The sequence below is a fragment of the Pseudomonas sp. ICMP 561 genome, from assembly GCF_002699985.1.
Taxonomy (GTDB): domain Bacteria; phylum Pseudomonadota; class Gammaproteobacteria; order Pseudomonadales; family Pseudomonadaceae; genus Aquipseudomonas; species Aquipseudomonas quasicaspiana.
This window is the reverse complement of the sequence record NZ_LKBT01000002.1, coordinates 75,060-91,108: the sequence shown is the minus strand read 5'-3', so window position 1 is coordinate 91,108 and position 16,049 is coordinate 75,060. Positions and strand designations below refer to the sequence as shown.

Here is a 16,049-nt window from a genome sequence, read left to right as displayed (position 1 = left end):
CTAACTGTGGATCAGAAGGCGTAAGTCACCAGCAGATCTTTGGTTACCTGAAAGTCCACCGACATCATGAAGCTCAAAGCGCTGATGGTGAAGATGGAGAACACGAACAGCTTGCGGGCCCAGACGGTGTCATCCACCGCCTTGTAGCCTTTCCAGGCCATATACAGCCAGTACATACCCATGCCCGCAGCAACCGCCAGATAGTTGAGCCCGGCGTAACCGCCGAAGGTCAACATCAAGGTGGTGACCAGGAACGCCAGGATGTAGAGCAGGATATGCCGCTTGGCGACCTTGATACCGCGCTCAACCGGTAGAACCGGAATCTTTGCAGCCAGGTAGTCATTGAAACGGAAAATCGCGATGGCATAGGAATGCGGCATCTGCCAGAGGCTGAACATCACCAGCAGGGTCAATGCCGCAAAGTCGAAGCTGTTGCTCACTGCGCAGTAACCGATTACCGGAGGCATAGCCCCCGACAAGCTACCGATCAATGTGCCGTGTACCGACTTGCGTTTGAAATACAGGCTGTAGAAGCCGACGTAAATCACGAAGCCGATCACGGCGAGCATCGCTGCGAGCGGGTTGGTTTTGGTGTAAAGCAACCCCACCCCGCCAACACCGAGAATCGTCGCGTAGAGCAAGGCCAGTCTCAGTGAGACCAGGCCTTGTACCAGCACACGGTTCTTGGTGCGCTCCATCTTCTGGTCAATGTCACGATCGATGCAGTTGTTGAATACACAACCGGATGCCACGACCAATGAGGTGCCTATGACTGCGGCCAGGAACATGCCGAAGTCAATTTGCCCTTTGGAGGCCAGAAAAAAGCCACCTGCCACCGAAAGCACGTTACCGAAAATGATCCCCGGCTTGGTGATTTGGATAAAGTGCTTAAGGGACATCAGGGTTACCTCATTTAGCCATCATGACGGTGTGGATGCTGAACATGATCCACAACGAGAGGCCGACCAGCAGCACGATGACCATCGCAGTGAACGCAAAAGCGAACACGTTATTGCGCTGGGCAACCGAACGATCAAGGTGCAGGAAGTAGCGCAGGTGAACCAGAACCTGCACCACAGCGAACAACAGGATAGTGATCAGCGTCGCTGACTTGGACATGACCGGGTACATCACAACGCCGAACGGGATAGCAGTGAGGATCACGGACAGGACGAAGCCGATCACATAGTCCTTTACGCCATTGCTATGGTCGTCAGCAGAGGTATGCGCGTGTGCGTTAGCCATTTACAAAGTCCCCATCAGATAAACAACGGTGAAGACGCAAATCCACACCACGTCCAGGAAGTGCCAGAACAGGCTCAGGCAGCTCAGACGGGTAGCGTTGGTCGACGTCAGGCCGCGAGTCTTGACCTGATACATCATGATGCCCATCCAGATCAGGCCGCTGGTCACGTGCAGACCGTGCAGGCCTACCAGTGCGAAGAAGCCAGACAGGAAGCCGCTACGGCTAGGGCCATAACCTTCAACGATCAGGTGATGGAACTCGTAGATTTCCATCGCGATGAAGCCGGCACCGAACAGGAAGGTGAGGGCCAACCAGCCCAGCACTTGACTCTTCTTGCCCTTGTGAACGGCCAGCATCGCAAAGCCGTAAGTGATACTACTGAACAACAGGAAAGCAGTTTCGACGGCCACGAATGGCAGTTCGAAAATGTCGTGTCCCGAAGGACCGCCTGCAACGTTGTTTACCAACACCGCGTAGATCGCGAAGAAGGATGCGAACAACACGCAGTCGGTCATCAGGTAGAGCCAGAAACCGTAAACGGTCATCGGCCCCGCATCGTGGTGATCGTGCCCGTGATCACTGTGATCGTGGGCATCTCCTGGATTCAATACTAAGTTCGACATGTTTAAACCTGTTCCAGTGTGGATTTGCCAGGCGTGTATGCACCCTGAGCCACGAGGACCTTGTGCTGCTCACCTTCGATACGCGCCACTTCTTCAGCGGGCACCATATAGCCTTGATCGTCACGTGCGGCGTGGATGACGAACGAAACAACGGTCGCCGCCAGGCTGGCGATAGCCAACCACCAGATGTGCCAGATCATGGCAAAACCGAACACTGTCAACAGCAGACCCATTACCAGGCCAGTCGCAGTGTTGTTCGGCATATGGATCGCCGAGTAGTGAGCCGGTACGTTGTAAGCAACGCCATCACGCTTGGCCGCGGTGAATGCATCCAGCTCGTCGGCTTTAGGCAGTTCAGCGAAGTTGTAGAACGGTGGCGGCGAAGACGTCGACCATTCCAGCGTGTGGCCATTCCATGGGTCGCCAGTCAGATCAAGATTCTCTGGCTTGTTGCGGTCACGGATACTCACGAAGATCTGGATCAGTTGGCATGCGATACCAACGGCGATCAGCATTGCACCGAACCAGGCGATGTCCAGGTACAGGTTCCAGGCCGGGTTGTCGGTAGTGTTCAGACGACGAGTCATACCCAGGAAGCCCAGGAAGTACAGCGGCATGAACGCGACGAAGAAACCGAAGAACCAGCAGTAGAACGAAGCCTTGCCCCACTTCTCGTTCAACTTGAAGCCGAACGCTTTAGGGAACCAGAACGCGAAACCAGCGATGTAACCGAATACCGCACCGCCGATGATGACGTTGTGGAAGTGAGCGATTACGAACAGGCTGTTGTGCAGCACGAAGTCAGCACCCGGGATCGCCAACAGAACGCCGGTCATACCGCCGATCGAGAAGGTGATCATGAAGCCCAGGGTCCAGAGCACTGGCGCGGTGAAGCGCAGACGGCCCTGGTAAATGGTGAACAGCCAGTTGAACAACTTCACACCCGTCGGCAGCGCAATCAGCATCGTTGCCAAACCGAAGAAGGCGTTGACGCTGGCGCCAGAACCCATGGTGAAGAAGTGGTGCAGCCAGACCATGAAGCCGAGGACGGTGATACCGCCGCTGGCGTAGATCATCGACTTGTGGCCGAACAGACGCTTGCCGGTAAAGGTAGAGATGACTTCGGAGAACACACCGAACGCCGGCAGTACCAGAATGTAAACCTCAGGGTGACCCCACGCCCAGAACAGGTTCACGTACATCATTGGGTTACCGCCCAACTCGTTCGTGAAAATGTGGAAGTCCAGGTAACGGTCCAGAGTCAGGGCTGCCAGGGTGGCAGTCAGGATCGGGAACGAAGCAACGATCAGGATGTTAGCGAAGGTGCAGGTCCAGGTGAAGATCGGCATCTCCATCAGCTTCATGCCAGGCGTGCGCATTTTCAGCACTGTGACGAGGAAGTTGACACCCGTTAACGTCGTCCCGAGTCCGGATAGCTGTAGCGCCCAGATGTAGTAATCGACCCCCACTCCAGGACTGTAAGCAAGCCCGGACAATGGCGGGTAAGCAACCCAACCGGTTTTAGCGAACTCGCCGACACCCAGGGAGATGTTGACCAACAGTACGCCGGACACCAGGAGCCAGAAGCTCAGGGAGTTCAGGAACGGGAAGGCAACGTCACGGGCACCAATCTGCAGCGGCACGACGATGTTCATCAGACCGGTGAAGAATGGCATCGCCATGAAGATGATCATGATCACACCGTGAGCGGTGAAGATCTGGTCATAGTGCTCAGGCGGCAGATAGCCTTCGGCACCATTCTGGGCCAAAGCCAGCTGGGTACGCATCATCACGGCGTCGGCGAAACCGCGCAACAGCATGACCATGGCAACCACGATGTACATCACACCGATTTTCTTGTGGTCGACTGACGTCAGCCATTCAGTCCACAAGTAGGTCCACTTCTTGAAGTAGGTGAGTGCCGCAACCAGAGCGATACCACCCAAGGCGATCATCGCCAGGGTGATCATGACTATCGGCTCGTGATACGGGATCGCGTCCAGACTTAATTTACCAAACATCGTTTACTCCTCTGCCCCAGCAGCTGAATGCTTACCCTTGCCCATGTCCATCACTTTCTCACCCACGTTGGCGTCCGACTCGCGTGCAGTACCTTCCTGCTCGTGAGGGTTCACCTTGCCTGGCTTCATGCCTTCGTACTTGTCGATGACGGCATTGAACAGGTTCGGAGTGACTGCGGAGAACAGCTCGACCGGGTTACGCTCGCTCGGTTTGAGCAGAGCAGCGTATTCCGAAGCTTCAAGCTTTTTAGGTGAACTCTTGACTTCGGCGACCCAGGCGTCGAAATCCGCCTTGGACGTTGCAATTGCCTTGAACTTCATGCCGGTGAAACCCGCGCCACTGTAGTTGGCGGAGATACCGTCGTATTCGTGATTTTCGTTAGATATCAAGTGTAGCTTGGTCAGCATGCCAGCCATGGCATAAACCTGGCCGCCCAGACCCGGAATGAAGAACGAGTTCATCACCGAATCAGAGGTAATCTTGAAATTCACCGGCGTATTGGCTGGGAAAACGATCTTGTTGACCGTCGCGATGCCTTGTTCCGGGTAGATGAAGACCCACTTCCAGTCCAGCGAAACCACCTCGATGGTAATCGGCGGCACATCGGATTCGATTGGACGATACGGGTCCAGAGCGTGAGTAGACTTGTAAGTGATGTAGCCAAGAAACACCAACAGGACCAGAGGAATGCCCCAGACTGCGGCCTCGATCTTGGTGGAGTGCGACCATTCAGGCGTGTAAGTGGCGTCCTTGTTGGTGGCACGATATTTCCAGGCGAAGATGATGGTCAGGAAAATGACCGGAATCACCACGATCAACATCAACAGCGTTGCGGTGATAATCAGGTTGCGCTGGTCAAGCCCTATTTGCCCTTTAGGATCGAGCAGAGGCACGCCCTCGCAACCACTGAGCAAAAGCATGCTGAAAAGGGCCAAGAAGCCAAAAAACCTGGGGTACCTTTTTTTACTCATCTCACGACCTCTAAAAGCAAAAGCAGCTTGCGGGTGCAATTGGTTTTCGACCGCCAACACCGAAACCTGCCGTGTTGGCATATTTTTTGGATTGAACAAAGCCTGTCACGACGCATGCAAAGCGTAACGACAAATCCATATTTATCTTTAATTTCTTGTTCGAATGCGTGGCATCACGCCCGGAATACGGGCCAACTCCCTTTGGTGCATGCATTCATGGTACTTCAGAGTCCGACTGGCACTACGGCACAGCCTGCGCAAAAGGCGCTTTTTGACCTCGAAAATGCTCATCACTGGGTAAGCCAGCGGGGCAAGTGCGGGGATTGTAGATATCTAGAAATTTAATGACTATGTTTTTTTTAGCAACAGTTTGTATCAGGATCTGTAAAAATCGACAAACAGCTCACGAATTTTTCACAAAAAATACCCCTTTCCGTAGGGGCATTTTTTCCTTACAGGCCCTGTAGCCCGCGGTATTTCCGACGGTTACGAATGATGCCGATCGGCACCAGTACGACGGTCAAAACGAACGCGACCAGAGCCCACTGCGCGAGTGACAATCCGAGGACTGGCGGATAAGGGGTCGTGCAGAACCCACTGACCTGGAACCCGATCGGGAACATCGAGGCCAGAGGCAGGCCGTCGACAATCGGTTGCAGCACATCGATGCCACAGCTCTCGGTAGGATGCGAAAGGATGTAGACATGGCGGCCTGCGGCAACAATCCCGCCTATTGCGCTGAGCACTACCAGTGTTTCCAGCGCAGTGATGCTGCGGCGGCCCGGCATGGCCGCGCCGATGAAGGCGAAGATGGCGATGAACAGCAGCGCATATCGTTGCAGGATGCACAGCGGGCAAGGCGCCTCGCCCAATACGATCTGCATGTACAGCGCCCCGCCGATCAGCGCCAGGCAGATAACGCCCAGCAGGACCAGAAAGCGCTTCTCGCGTTTTAGGTACAACATGTTGTCGCTCATTCACTTACCTTTCGAAAGGGTGTCCATTGGGACCGTTCGATCAATGCCGGGGGACTTGATGCCAGCACCCCGAGGGCAGACACCGGATTGTAAAGGCTCAACGCCCTGATCGCTCGCGATAATCATGGTCCGTGACAGACAACTCAAGCCTGTACCCGCCATATGGGCATATTTGGCCGCCCGGTGGTGTTGGTTGCGCCAGTTCAGTGCATGAGCAACTGCATTGCGCAGGACGAACAGCATCCTTCTATATATAGAAGGATGCGGCTATTTGTCGCAGCCGGTAGCATCGGTCCACCCCTGTAGGAGCTGCCGAAGGCTGCGATAGCGGAGTGTCAGGCAGTACGCTATCGCAGCCTTCGGCAGCTCCTACAGAAAACGCATCTCCATTCAAAGACCAAATCGGGACAAACCGCATCCTTCTATATATAGAGGGATGCGACTATTTGTCGCAGCGCATAGCATCGGGCCACCCCTATAGGAGCTGCCGGAGGCTGCGATAGCGGTGTGTCAGGCAGCACGCTATCGCAGCCTCCGCCAGCTCCTACAGAAAGCAAACGGAACATATTTTGCTTATCGGCGGCAGCCATGCTTGAGGAAAACGCATTCCTCGGGAGCCCCTCTTCTATATATAGAAGAGCGCGACTATTTGTCGCACCTCACTCCAACGCACAAGCCGGACCAAAAAACTCGAAGCGACTTTGCTTTTCCGGCACTCCGGCGATTTTGAGCTGACGTTTGATGACCTTCATGAAAGCCTTGGGGCCGAGGAAGTACGCATCCAGATCTCGCTCCTCGGGCAACCACTGCTCCAGGCGCGATTGATCAAGCAGGCCAAGTGCATCTGCCGCCGGGCTGACACCGTCATCTTCGGCGTAGCAGTAAAAGCGTTTGAGTTGCGGATGCCTGACCGCCAGCCCGTCAACCCAGTCGCGAAAGGCATGCACGCCACCGTTGCGGGCGCAGTGGATGAAATGCACCGGACGCGGTGTTGTGAGTGCAGCTTCGAGCATCGCCAGGGTTGGGGTGATGCCCACTCCCCCGCTGATCAACACCAGCGGCTTGTCGCTGGCTGTCAGGGTGAACTCGCCCGAGGGTGGAAACAGGTGCAGGCTGTCGCCCACTTGCAACTGATCATGCAGATAGTTGGAAACCTTACCGCGAGGCTCGCGTTTAACGCTGATCCGGTACTGGTTATCACCCGCCACCGCTGACAGCGAATAGTTACGGCGCACCTCCTCATCGGCGATCTGCAATTGCACGCCGATGTACTGGCCCGGCGCGAAATCCAGTATCTGTCCACCGTCTGCGGGCCGCAGGTAGAACGAGGTGATCTCCGAGCTTTCAGCGACTTTGGCTGCCAGCGTGAATTCACGCGTACCACGCCAGCCGCCAGGGGCCTGCGCCTTTTCTTCATAGATTGCGTGCTCGGCGCCAATCAGCACATCCGCGAGTTGTTGATAGGCACGACCCCAGGCCTGCAGCACCTCTTCAGTGGCGACCACATCACCCAGCACCTCGCGGATAGCACTCAGCAAGCAACGACCGACAATCGGGTAGTGCTCCGGCAGGATTTGCAGGGCGACGTGCTTGTTGATTATTTTTGTCAGCAAGCCACCCAACTGTTCCAGTTCATCAATGTGCCGGGCATACATCAGCAAACCATTGGCCAGAGCTCTGGGCTGATCGCCACTGGCCTGATGCGCTGGATTGAACAGCGGCCTGACTTGTGGATACTCATCGAGCATCTTCTTGTAGAAGTGAGTTGTTAATGTTTCGCCCCCGCTTTCCAGCAGTGGGACGGTGGCTTTGACAATGGCGCGATCCGAGGCGGTCAACATGATGTACTCCTTGCAGAAAGGCGTTGAAAAAAGTACTCATGCCGTATCAGAAACCATGCCAAAATTTCAGACCTTTAAAATCAATGAGTTAGCGGTTATTAGTCAAATAGACTCCAAAAGAAAAGCGGTCATTATGACTACACGAGGTCTTAATGACTCATCGCTGTGAGCTTCATCCAGTCCGCTGTCGACATGTCGACTGGATCAGGCAAATCCGGTTAGCGCACAAAAAACCCTCAAGCGTGCCTGTACCGGGTCGATAACCTGTCCAGAGAAGGCTATTTGCTGCTTACTGCGGCAAAACTTTTATTGCCAGAAGGTTTTATATGTCCACCAAGAACGTCCGAGCAGATTCCCTTTCGCTGCTGCTGTTCACATTACGCAGCGGCAAGTTGATGGCGATCAACCTGCTGAAAGTCAGCGAAATCATCCCCTGCCCTGCCCTGACACGACTTCCCGAATCGCACCCGCACGTCAAAGGCGTCGCCACGCTGCGAGGAGCTTCGCTGTCGGTGATCGACTTGAGCCGGGCCATTGGTGAAAGACCTTTGGTCGACCCGGATGGCGGCTGCCTGATCGTTACTGACGTCAGTCGTTCGAAACAGGGGCTGCATGTTCAGGCCGTCAGCAAGATCGTGCATTGCCTGACGACTGATATCCGCCCACCGCCCTTTGGTGCCAACGGCAGATCGTTCATCACCGGTGTCACTCAGGTCGATGGCACGCTGGTGCAGGTACTGGATATCGAAAAAGTCATCCACGGTATCGCCCCGGCGCAGATCGTTGCACAGCCGGATGCGCTGACCATGGAAGAAGCTGAACTGCTGGCTGCCACCCGCATTCTGGTAGTCGATGACAGCCAGGTGGCGCTGCAGCAATCGCTGCTCACACTGCGCAATCTGGGTATCGATTGCCACACGGCCCGCAGCGCCAAGGAGGCCATTGACGTTTTGCTCGAACTCCAGGGTTCTCCTGCGCAGATCAACGTGCTGGTTTCGGACATCGAAATGTCCGAGATGGACGGCTACGCCTTGACCCGCACACTGCGTGAAACGCCTGACTATCAAGACCTGTATATCCTGCTGCACACGTCGCTCGACAGCGCCATGAACAGTGAGAAAGCCAGGCTTGCAGGGGCCAACGCGGTGTTGACCAAGTTTTCGTCACCTGAGTTGACCCGCTGCCTGATCGTCGCTGCACGCGCGGTCAAGGCTCAAGGCGCATGAGTGTGATGGACCGCCTCGGCGGTTCAGACCGGCATTGGTGGCTGATGCGCCGTGATCTGGGAAATCTGGCCCCGGCACAAGCATGGCCCGGTCATATCCAGATCACGCCGTTCACCTTCGAAGACGCCCCGGAAGCTCACGCTCTGTTGTTGCAGGGGCATGCCGACGATATACGGATGCCCGAGTATCAAGACTGGGTAAACGACTGGCGAACCGATCCCGAATACGATCCGACGCTGTGCTTTGCCCTCCGGGATGAGCAAGGAATGGTCGGGCTGATTCAGGGCTGGACCAGCGCCTTCATCAAGGATCTGGTCGTACACCCCCGCGCCAGAAATCAAGGCCTGGCGCTTCAGTTGCTCAACCATGTATTCAACATTTTTCGGCAGCGAGGCGAAGCCTGGGTGGACCTCAAGGTCATGGAGAATAATCTGGCCGCGCGCTGCCTGTATGAGAAGGCAGGCATGCGCTACGTCCAGCGCCAGGAAACCGATCAGGTCTGATCTGGCATACTCCATCATCAATCGATGTTCATGGAGAACGACAATGAAAGCGTCCACCTTCCTGCTGATCGCCTCGGCGACACTCGCCAGCCAGGCCAATGCTTCCAGCACAGACGCCTGGAAGGCACTGGACAAAGCGGTTATCGACAGTTGCATGAAAGCCAGCCAGCTCAAAGAAGTGCGCGCTGTCGGCAAGGCGGGGTTTGACGACCATGTCGGGTACGAAGCGCTCATGCTCAGAGGCCGTTACCCACAGCCGCATATGAAAAACCAGCCCGGAGCCGAGCTGTGCCTTTACAACCGAACGAGCAAGAAAGCCACGGTCAGTGAGTGGACCGAGCTTCCCGCCACTGTGAAAAAGTAAGCATCGCGCTCGCTGGCTCACAACTTGCTTCGAACACCGTCTCAGTCGTTCCGGCAGGTCTGGTTTCTGTCGCGTTCGACGTCTGTCATGACGGACCTTTATTGCAATGAATACGCGATACTCTTGCACCGGTTGCGGCCGCTGCTGCAGCGACCATCATGTGCCACTCACTCTCGGGGAATCCCTGCAATGGGCGGCTGACGGCGGTTCGCTGATCATCCTGATCGAGGCATTTCTGGCTGATGGCTACGGCTTGCCAGAGGGTCAGTTGACCCACGCGACACGCCGCTCGACGCTGGTCCAGAGTGGTGTGACCCAGGCGCAGGTCGCGATCACTTTCGCGGCCTATAACAAAGGACCTTGCCGGAATCTTGACGCAGACAATCGCTGCGGCATTTATGAGCGGCGCCCGCTGGTATGCCGTATCTACCCGATGGAAATCAACCCGCACATTCCACTACGCCCAGAGGCCAAGGACTGTCCGCCCGAGGCATGGGAGCAAGGACCGGATTTGATCGTCGGCGGCCAGTTGGTCGATACCGAACTCAGCCGCCTGATTGAGCAGTCTCGCCAGGCTGACCGGGAAGACATCGGTGCCAAAGAGGCGATCTGCCAACGGCTGGGGATTCGCGTCACGGCCTTGAAAGGCAATGGGTTCGTTGCGTACTTACCGGATATGGATGCCTTTGCCACTGCTGTCATGGACCTGGTGGACAACACCGATGCGGCCCCGACAAGCAATGGCTGGACCTTTCATGTGGCAGGCGACGCCGTGATCGAGACACTGAATGTGGCTGGGGCCGAACTGGCGACGGGCGAGCCTGCGGGTTACATGTTCATACCGCTGCAGGCGAGTTGATAGTCCTGACGGGCGAAGTATCTGTGGAAGATTCTATGTTGGCCTGCAGCTTGCTCATGCGCTATTGACCTTGTAGGACCGGCTTTAGCCGGGAGGGCAGTATTTCTGCGATGGATGTTTAGCGGATGTACTGACGTCCTCCCGGCTAAAGCCGGTCCTACGAAATGGCGCAGGAGCTGTGTGCGAATTCATTCGCGAACAAGGTTTTCCAATTTGTGGATATGCAATGGAATCACCGACCTCTTCGCGAATAAATTCCCACAGGTTCCACAATCCCGTAGGACCGGCTTTAGCCGGGAGGACGTCGGTACATTCGCTAAATTTTCTTCGTCAAAAATACCGCTCTCCCGGCTAAAGCCGGTCCTACAAGACCAAGCTTGAAGACAACCATGGAATCTCCCACGATTAATCTCATTCCAGGCCAGATGATTTAATCCTGCTTATCGCTTGCCCATCGACTTGCGCGTTCCGTGGGGAGCGGCGCCCGGGGTTTTGTTGTGCCCGTGCTTGTTCGACTTCTGATACCAGGGCTCGTCTTTTTTCGATTGCGCGAAGTCAGCGGGCTTGAAAGGGAAGCTGAACGCAGGGATCGGTGCTTTCTTATCCGCAGCCGAATCCTCGGCGACGACGGTTTCAGGAGCCGGTGTTGAGTCAGTAGAAGTCATGAAAAGCTCCAGAAATTGGCAATCAGTCGTCGAAAGGTCGCGCAGCATACCTGAATCATTTGCCCTCCGCCTGCACCGGGCCAAGCCTCTCATCGGCTGAAGCTACTTGTAGAACAGATCGACCATTACTTCGGCCTCGAATGGCCCGGCTTGGGGGTTGTTTTTCTGCCAGACCAGCTCGGCATTGAAGTCGACAGTGGCCGCCTGGGTATCGTTAAGCAGATCGGCAAGATGAAAAGGTTCGTTGTAGCTCAACACCGAATCATCTCGGGCTTTCAAAATGCGGATACCGACACCGTCGTTGGCTGCAGGGATCAGGTAGTCCCCAGACAACCTGCCACTGACTGGCTTGAAGCGCGCGCCCAGGCTGAACGGCGAATCACAGGTGCGTCGGGTGACGAGCGAAAACGGACGGCGCTCAATGACCTTGCCCACCGCAACCTGCTGAATGCCTATGTGGCCGAAATCCAGGGTTTCAGGCACCACCTGCAACTGTGCATCACACGCCACAAAGCGCAGCCCGTTCAGGTTATTGATGCGGTAACTGAGGCTGTGATCCGGCAGAGGATTAAGCCCCTTGCCACTGTCGAGCTGGAATAACCGGTAATCAAGCAGATCACTGGCGATACCGGAATGAGGGGTCGGCCCGAACTTCTGAATGAACACGGAAAACGCGAGATTGAATCGGGCCTTGGGGCAGGCACCGATGTTCTCCGCGCCTTCGTGACAAACAGGCAGGTACTGGCCGGTACTGATTCGCCCGCTGCTCTGCGAATGATCGACTCCCGCCAACGTGAGACCGGCGCGAATGCCCTGGCCTATCTTCAGGTTGTCCGGGTTGAGGTAGAGGAAAATTTCCTCCTGCGCTGATAGCTCGCTGTCCTTGATGCACTCGACCTGAAGGTCCATCCGTTCAGAACGCCAGACAATATCTCCGTCGGGCGCGCTGGCCGGGATAGCCACGCTGCTGTCCAGATCGCCACGAACCACCGTTTCCCCTGCGCCCTGGGTTTTGCAGATCATTGCGAAGCTGGTGGCGGGGGTAAATAACAGAGCAAGCAGAAACAATACTCTGCAGGAGCCGCCCAGTCTCCAAGGCGCCCCGCAGCTGCGCGGCAAACTCGATTTAATGTGGGAGGCAGCGCTGTGTCCCAGGCACCCCGCTGTCGCGAAACAAACATTGGACTGTTGGAGCGAGGCTTGCCCGCGAAGAACGATAGCGCGGTGCGTCTGACCTACCGAGTCGATTGGTTCGCGGGCAAGTCGGATTGCCGCCCACTCGCTCCAACAGCTCCCCCGTTTATTCAGTGATTTATATTTTGCTTTATAGGAGCGCACTTCTACAGGAAAGGCGCTTGAGTTCAGAAAATTGCGTGCAGTCTGGAACAAGGTATTCATCATTCAGCAGTCCTTTTGCCGGTGTTCAGTGTTGTCAAAACCATCGCTCTTGCCCGCCGCGCAATAAGCGTCCGCGCCGCCATAATCGTTCAGCGCCTTGAACGACAGACTCCGTATTCCGCCCGCGGCAGGAACAGCCATTTCATGGCTGGCACCTGGCGCCAGCAGCAGGTAGTCCCTGGCAGCCACCCCGCCCAACCGCACATCCTGTAACGCGGCATGGTAAGAAGTCGGATTACTCACGCGTAACGAGGTGGAAGCCAGCGTCCAGCGCAGACGGTAAGCGGTTGCCGCAGGGTCTTCGGTAAGCCCGGCAGGACGATAGAACAGGTTGATGCGCTGGCGAATCGCAATGTTCAGCGCATTAGTGACTTCGGTACGCCTTGGTATTTCCAGCACATACACGTGCAGCAAGGATTCCTCGTTGAGCGGCATACCCTGGCCCTGATACAAAACCCTGAGCGTCTGTTTGCCGCGGGCGTCGAGGCGCGCCAGCTGCGGACTGAGCACGAAGGGCAGCTCGGCAGCGGCATCTTCAAGATCGCCGTCGGTATTGGCCGGGGCACTCAACCAGGCCTGAATCAACACTTCACGGTCACTGCGATTGGCGACTTCGAGGCTCACTTCAGGGTAACGGCCATCAAAGATCAGGCGTGTCCCGCTCAGAGACACAGCAGCCTGCAGATTAAAACTCGATAACAAGGCGGCGAGGCCCAGATAAATGAGCTTCGTCATTGGCAGATCACCCGAATGCGTTCGTAGGCACGTGAAGGATCACGGGCGGGGAGGGCGAAAGGCGCACGGCAGCTTTGACCGGCCCACCTTACCCGCAACTCGCCGTGGTCCTGCTCGCTGAGAACCAGCGCCCGACTTGTCGGGTCGACTACCGCCAGGGCCTTGCCATCGAGGGCTTCGACACTCGCGCCCAAGGGGATTTTGCTGCCGTCGGCCTGAACCAGTTCAAATTGCACACGACGTCCGGTTGAAGCCTTGAAGCGCACCACCGGCATCGCGCCACGACTCGGCACAATCTGGCTAACCGCGTTATCCAGTTCAACGTCTGCGCCGAGTTGACGGGTATCCAGGCTGACCCAGTTGCTTCGATAGGGCTGCGCGTAAGGCAGCACGGCATATCCATTGGCAGCAGTTTCGACATTACTGAAGCTGGTCAGTCTGGCACCGCCGACCTTAGGGACCTCCACCAAGGCAAAGGTTTCTCCCAGTGACTGTCCCAGGTTTATGCCGCCACCATGAACCAGCACAGACCCGGAAGCCCCAAGGCTGAAAGCATCGTAATCACGGCCCTGACTGTAGCCTGCCTCGAAGCGGCCATAGGGCTGCGTGGTGTTGATTTTTCCTGAGCCAAAACTTCCGGAACTGCTGTCGTGTCCGGCCTGCACCGAATAGAACGCATGACGCTGATCGAGAACCTGCCCACTGATGCCTGCCTGAGCGTTGTATTCGCCCGCGTTGTCGCGTACGCCATTGAAGGACAAGCGAGGAGAACTGGAGTTTTCCCCCAGCGGGAAGGTCAGACTGACCGCGACCCGGTTGTCATTTTCAGCCTGCCCGTCCCGACCAGACTGACGATTGTTTTCCAGGGACAAGCTGTAACTGAGCGACCGCCAGGCAGCGTTATACGCGAGGTAAAATTGTCGAGTCTTGCTACCAAGGCTCCAGTAACGCTGTTCGGACGCGGTCAGACTGAGGCTGCCGTAATGCGCAGGCAAGGTCTGCGTAACGGTCAGCTCCATGCGGTCTTTGGGACGGCCAGTCATCGCCCGACGGAACCGCGCTCGTGAGGATTCGACATGTTCGTTGAGGGACAGATAGCGCTCGGTCGAATAGCGATAACCCGCCACTGCGAAGGTAGTGTCAGTGGCATTCAAGGTGTTGGCGTATCGCAGGCGTACACTCTGCCCCGCTTGCCGCTGATCATCGATCTCGCTGACGGAGTGGGTCAGGTCGGCTGACAGTGCCCCGTACCCGGTATTGAGACCGGCGCCGACATTGGTTGCCTGGTAATCCTCAGCCCACTGCAAACCGCCAAAGCTCGTGATCCGTTCAGACACGCCGTAAATCAGGGCAAGGCTGGCAAAGGTCGGAGTCGCTGCGTCATCGCTGCCGCTGTCGACCTGCCCTGCCGCAAGGCTGTAACGAAATGCGCCTTCGGGGACCATAACCGGCAGCGAAGCATAGGCTTGGGTGAAAGAGCGCCGACGACCGTCGGCTTCAATGATGGTGACCTGCAGATCACCATTGGAACCGCTCGGATAAATGTCATTGATCTCGAACGGCCCCGGTGAAACGTTGCCGCTGTAGAGCAGGAAACCGTTTTGACGAACCTCAACCGACGCATTGGTCTCAGCGGTACCGCGAATCACCGGCGCATAGTTGCGCTCACTGTCGGGCAGCATGGCATCGTCGGAACTCACTCCCACACCCAGAAAACGCACACTGTCGAAGATTTGCGAGTCGGTGAATGTTTCGCCGAGTGTCAGTTGACTGCGCAATGTGCTCAGATCCCGTTGCAGATAAGTCCGGTTGCTACTGAAGCGATAAGACTGATTGTCGCCATAGACCAGAGAGGACTCGTTCCTCAGCCGCCATGCGCCGAGGTTGAGGCCATTGCGCAGCCCCAGGTAATACTGGTCAGTCTTCTCCCGCTGATTGCTACGCCGAACAGCGTTGAACGAGTAACTGGCAAAGCCGACGGACTCGCCCCCATCCCACAACTCCGGAGGTACATAACCTCTGGCGCTGCGCTGCATGACAGCTTGCGGCACGCTGATGTTGAGGCGAAGCGTATTGGGTTGGTACTCAACCCGGGCGAACTCGACATTGGCAGGCAAATCGAAACATGCCTGTGCGCTTTGCGTTGTCGGGTCAACTGACAGGCGATTGAGATCAAGCCCGAAAGCCTGAAGCATCTCCAGCGTCAGGCAGGGTTCGATACGGTCAGATATCGGGTTGCTGGCAAAGACGATATCGCGCCGACCGCTCAATGCGCGATTGACATAAATGTCCACCCGATACGTTCCAGGCAACAGCGTATTGGCCTGCAGGAATTCAGTCAGTTCTGGAGGCTGGTCGCTGCCTTGGATGAATGCTGTATTAAACCTTACCGGTTTAACAGGCGGACTTTCGATCGCCCAGCCTTGCACTGTAAACACCTGCATGACGACCAGAACCACACCGCCGGTTACCGACTTGAATCTGACCCCCTTTGCTATGCGCAGAATGGATCCCGGAGTTGATTCCCCAATGTTTTTGTAAAGCCATTCCATTAGCTGTTTCCACTCGATCTGGAAGTTCTGAGCCTTGCCCGAATCCCTTTCAGGCAGGCACACAACT

At 56.2% G+C, this 16,049-nt stretch carries 15 protein-coding genes; 4 read left to right on the top strand and 11 right to left on the bottom strand.

Annotation, left to right across the window (positions count from 1 at the left end):
- Window positions 1-11 precede the first annotated feature (11 nt).
- From cyoE to hmpA, 7 genes are all read right to left on the bottom strand, one after another.
- On the bottom strand, window positions 12-899 hold the full coding sequence (cyoE, locus tag AO242_RS02805; RefSeq protein ID WP_027901026.1) for a heme o synthase: 888 nt from the start codon (window positions 897-899) through the stop codon (window positions 12-14).
- 10 nt (window positions 900-909) lie between these two features.
- Window positions 910-1,245 carry a cytochrome o ubiquinol oxidase subunit IV gene (cyoD, locus tag AO242_RS02800; protein WP_027901027.1) on the bottom strand — a complete coding sequence of 112 codons (336 nt, stop codon included), beginning with the start codon at window positions 1,243-1,245 and terminating at the stop codon, window positions 910-912.
- A complete protein-coding gene (locus AO242_RS02795; RefSeq protein ID WP_027901028.1) occupies window positions 1,246-1,869 on the bottom strand; it encodes a cytochrome o ubiquinol oxidase subunit III in 624 nt (207 codons plus the stop codon). It lies immediately after the preceding gene.
- Window positions 1,870-1,871: 2 nt separating this feature from the next.
- On the bottom strand, window positions 1,872-3,890 hold the full coding sequence (gene cyoB, locus AO242_RS02790; protein ID WP_099267590.1) for a cytochrome o ubiquinol oxidase subunit I: 2,019 nt from the start codon (window positions 3,888-3,890) through the stop codon (window positions 1,872-1,874).
- Between the two features lie 3 nt (window positions 3,891-3,893).
- A complete protein-coding gene (gene cyoA, locus AO242_RS02785; RefSeq protein WP_027901030.1) occupies window positions 3,894-4,862 on the bottom strand; it encodes a ubiquinol oxidase subunit II in 969 nt (322 codons plus the stop codon).
- Window positions 4,863-5,314: 452 nt separating this feature from the next.
- Window positions 5,315-5,839 (bottom strand): disulfide bond formation protein B, encoded by a 525-nt coding sequence (locus AO242_RS02780; RefSeq protein ID WP_099267589.1) that lies wholly within the window; start codon window positions 5,837-5,839, stop codon window positions 5,315-5,317.
- Window positions 5,840-6,498: 659 nt separating this feature from the next.
- Window positions 6,499-7,680: an NO-inducible flavohemoprotein gene (hmpA, locus tag AO242_RS02770; RefSeq protein WP_099267587.1), complete on the bottom strand. Its 1,182-nt coding sequence runs from the start codon at window positions 7,678-7,680 to the stop codon at window positions 6,499-6,501.
- Window positions 7,681-8,006: 326 nt separating this feature from the next.
- Between hmpA and AO242_RS02765 the strand changes: the two genes are divergently transcribed.
- The 4 genes from AO242_RS02765 (at window position 8,007) to AO242_RS02750 (ending at window position 10,632) form a co-directional block, all read left to right on the top strand.
- Window positions 8,007-8,906 (top strand): chemotaxis protein, encoded by a 900-nt coding sequence (locus tag AO242_RS02765; protein ID WP_027901033.1) that lies wholly within the window; start codon window positions 8,007-8,009, stop codon window positions 8,904-8,906.
- Window positions 8,903-9,409, top strand: a complete 507-nt coding sequence (locus AO242_RS02760) for a GNAT family N-acetyltransferase (protein WP_241154121.1) — start codon at window positions 8,903-8,905, stop codon at window positions 9,407-9,409. The genes AO242_RS02765 and AO242_RS02760 overlap by 4 nt, the downstream gene beginning before the upstream one ends.
- Before the next feature lie 43 nt (window positions 9,410-9,452).
- On the top strand, window positions 9,453-9,773 hold the full coding sequence (locus AO242_RS02755; protein ID WP_099267586.1) for a hypothetical protein: 321 nt from the start codon (window positions 9,453-9,455) through the stop codon (window positions 9,771-9,773).
- Window positions 9,774-9,879: 106 nt separating this feature from the next.
- Window positions 9,880-10,632, top strand: a complete 753-nt coding sequence (locus AO242_RS02750) for a YkgJ family cysteine cluster protein (protein WP_099267585.1) — start codon at window positions 9,880-9,882, stop codon at window positions 10,630-10,632.
- Between the two features lie 440 nt (window positions 10,633-11,072).
- Here the strand turns inward: AO242_RS02750 and AO242_RS02745 are convergent, their stop codons facing one another.
- From AO242_RS02745 to AO242_RS02730, 4 genes are all read right to left on the bottom strand, one after another.
- Window positions 11,073-11,297: a hypothetical protein gene (locus AO242_RS02745; protein WP_099267699.1), complete on the bottom strand. Its 225-nt coding sequence runs from the start codon at window positions 11,295-11,297 to the stop codon at window positions 11,073-11,075.
- Window positions 11,298-11,399: 102 nt separating this feature from the next.
- Window positions 11,400-12,386, bottom strand: coding sequence for a fimbrial protein (locus tag AO242_RS02740; RefSeq protein ID WP_306475035.1), 987 nt, complete (start codon window positions 12,384-12,386; stop codon window positions 11,400-11,402).
- Between the two features lie 312 nt (window positions 12,387-12,698).
- Window positions 12,699-13,430, bottom strand: a complete 732-nt coding sequence (locus AO242_RS02735; protein ID WP_099267584.1) for a fimbrial biogenesis chaperone — start codon at window positions 13,428-13,430, stop codon at window positions 12,699-12,701.
- Complete coding sequence (locus AO242_RS02730) at window positions 13,427-15,874, bottom strand: fimbria/pilus outer membrane usher protein (RefSeq protein WP_257153367.1); 2,448 nt, start codon at window positions 15,872-15,874, stop codon at window positions 13,427-13,429. Before AO242_RS02730 ends, AO242_RS02735 begins: the two co-directional genes overlap by 4 nt.
- Window positions 15,875-16,049 lie beyond the last annotated feature (175 nt).

Excerpts from the sequence above, each read along its gene's own strand:
- cyoE (WP_027901026.1), bottom strand. The coding sequence starts at position 899 with ATGTCCCTTAAGCACTTTATCCAAATCACCAAGCCGGGGATCATTTTC.
- cyoD (WP_027901027.1), bottom strand. The coding sequence starts at position 1,245 with ATGGCTAACGCACACGCGCATACCTCTGCTGACGACCATAGCAATGGC.
- AO242_RS02795 (WP_027901028.1), bottom strand. The coding sequence starts at position 1,869 with ATGTCGAACTTAGTATTGAATCCAGGAGATGCCCACGATCACAGTGAT.
- cyoB (WP_099267590.1), bottom strand. The coding sequence starts at position 3,890 with ATGTTTGGTAAATTAAGTCTGGACGCGATCCCGTATCACGAGCCGATA.
- cyoA (WP_027901030.1), bottom strand. The coding sequence starts at position 4,862 with ATGAGTAAAAAAAGGTACCCCAGGTTTTTTGGCTTCTTGGCCCTTTTC.
- AO242_RS02780 (WP_099267589.1), bottom strand. The coding sequence starts at position 5,839 with ATGAGCGACAACATGTTGTACCTAAAACGCGAGAAGCGCTTTCTGGTC.
- hmpA (WP_099267587.1), bottom strand. The coding sequence starts at position 7,680 with ATGTTGACCGCCTCGGATCGCGCCATTGTCAAAGCCACCGTCCCACTG.
- AO242_RS02765 (WP_027901033.1), top strand. The coding sequence starts at position 8,007 with ATGTCCACCAAGAACGTCCGAGCAGATTCCCTTTCGCTGCTGCTGTTC.
- AO242_RS02760 (WP_241154121.1), top strand. The coding sequence starts at position 8,903 with ATGAGTGTGATGGACCGCCTCGGCGGTTCAGACCGGCATTGGTGGCTG.
- AO242_RS02755 (WP_099267586.1), top strand. The coding sequence starts at position 9,453 with ATGAAAGCGTCCACCTTCCTGCTGATCGCCTCGGCGACACTCGCCAGC.
- AO242_RS02750 (WP_099267585.1), top strand. The coding sequence starts at position 9,880 with ATGAATACGCGATACTCTTGCACCGGTTGCGGCCGCTGCTGCAGCGAC.
- AO242_RS02745 (WP_099267699.1), bottom strand. The coding sequence starts at position 11,297 with ATGACTTCTACTGACTCAACACCGGCTCCTGAAACCGTCGTCGCCGAG.
- AO242_RS02735 (WP_099267584.1), bottom strand. The coding sequence starts at position 13,430 with ATGACGAAGCTCATTTATCTGGGCCTCGCCGCCTTGTTATCGAGTTTT.
- AO242_RS02730 (WP_257153367.1), bottom strand. The coding sequence starts at position 15,874 with ATGCAGGTGTTTACAGTGCAAGGCTGGGCGATCGAAAGTCCGCCTGTT.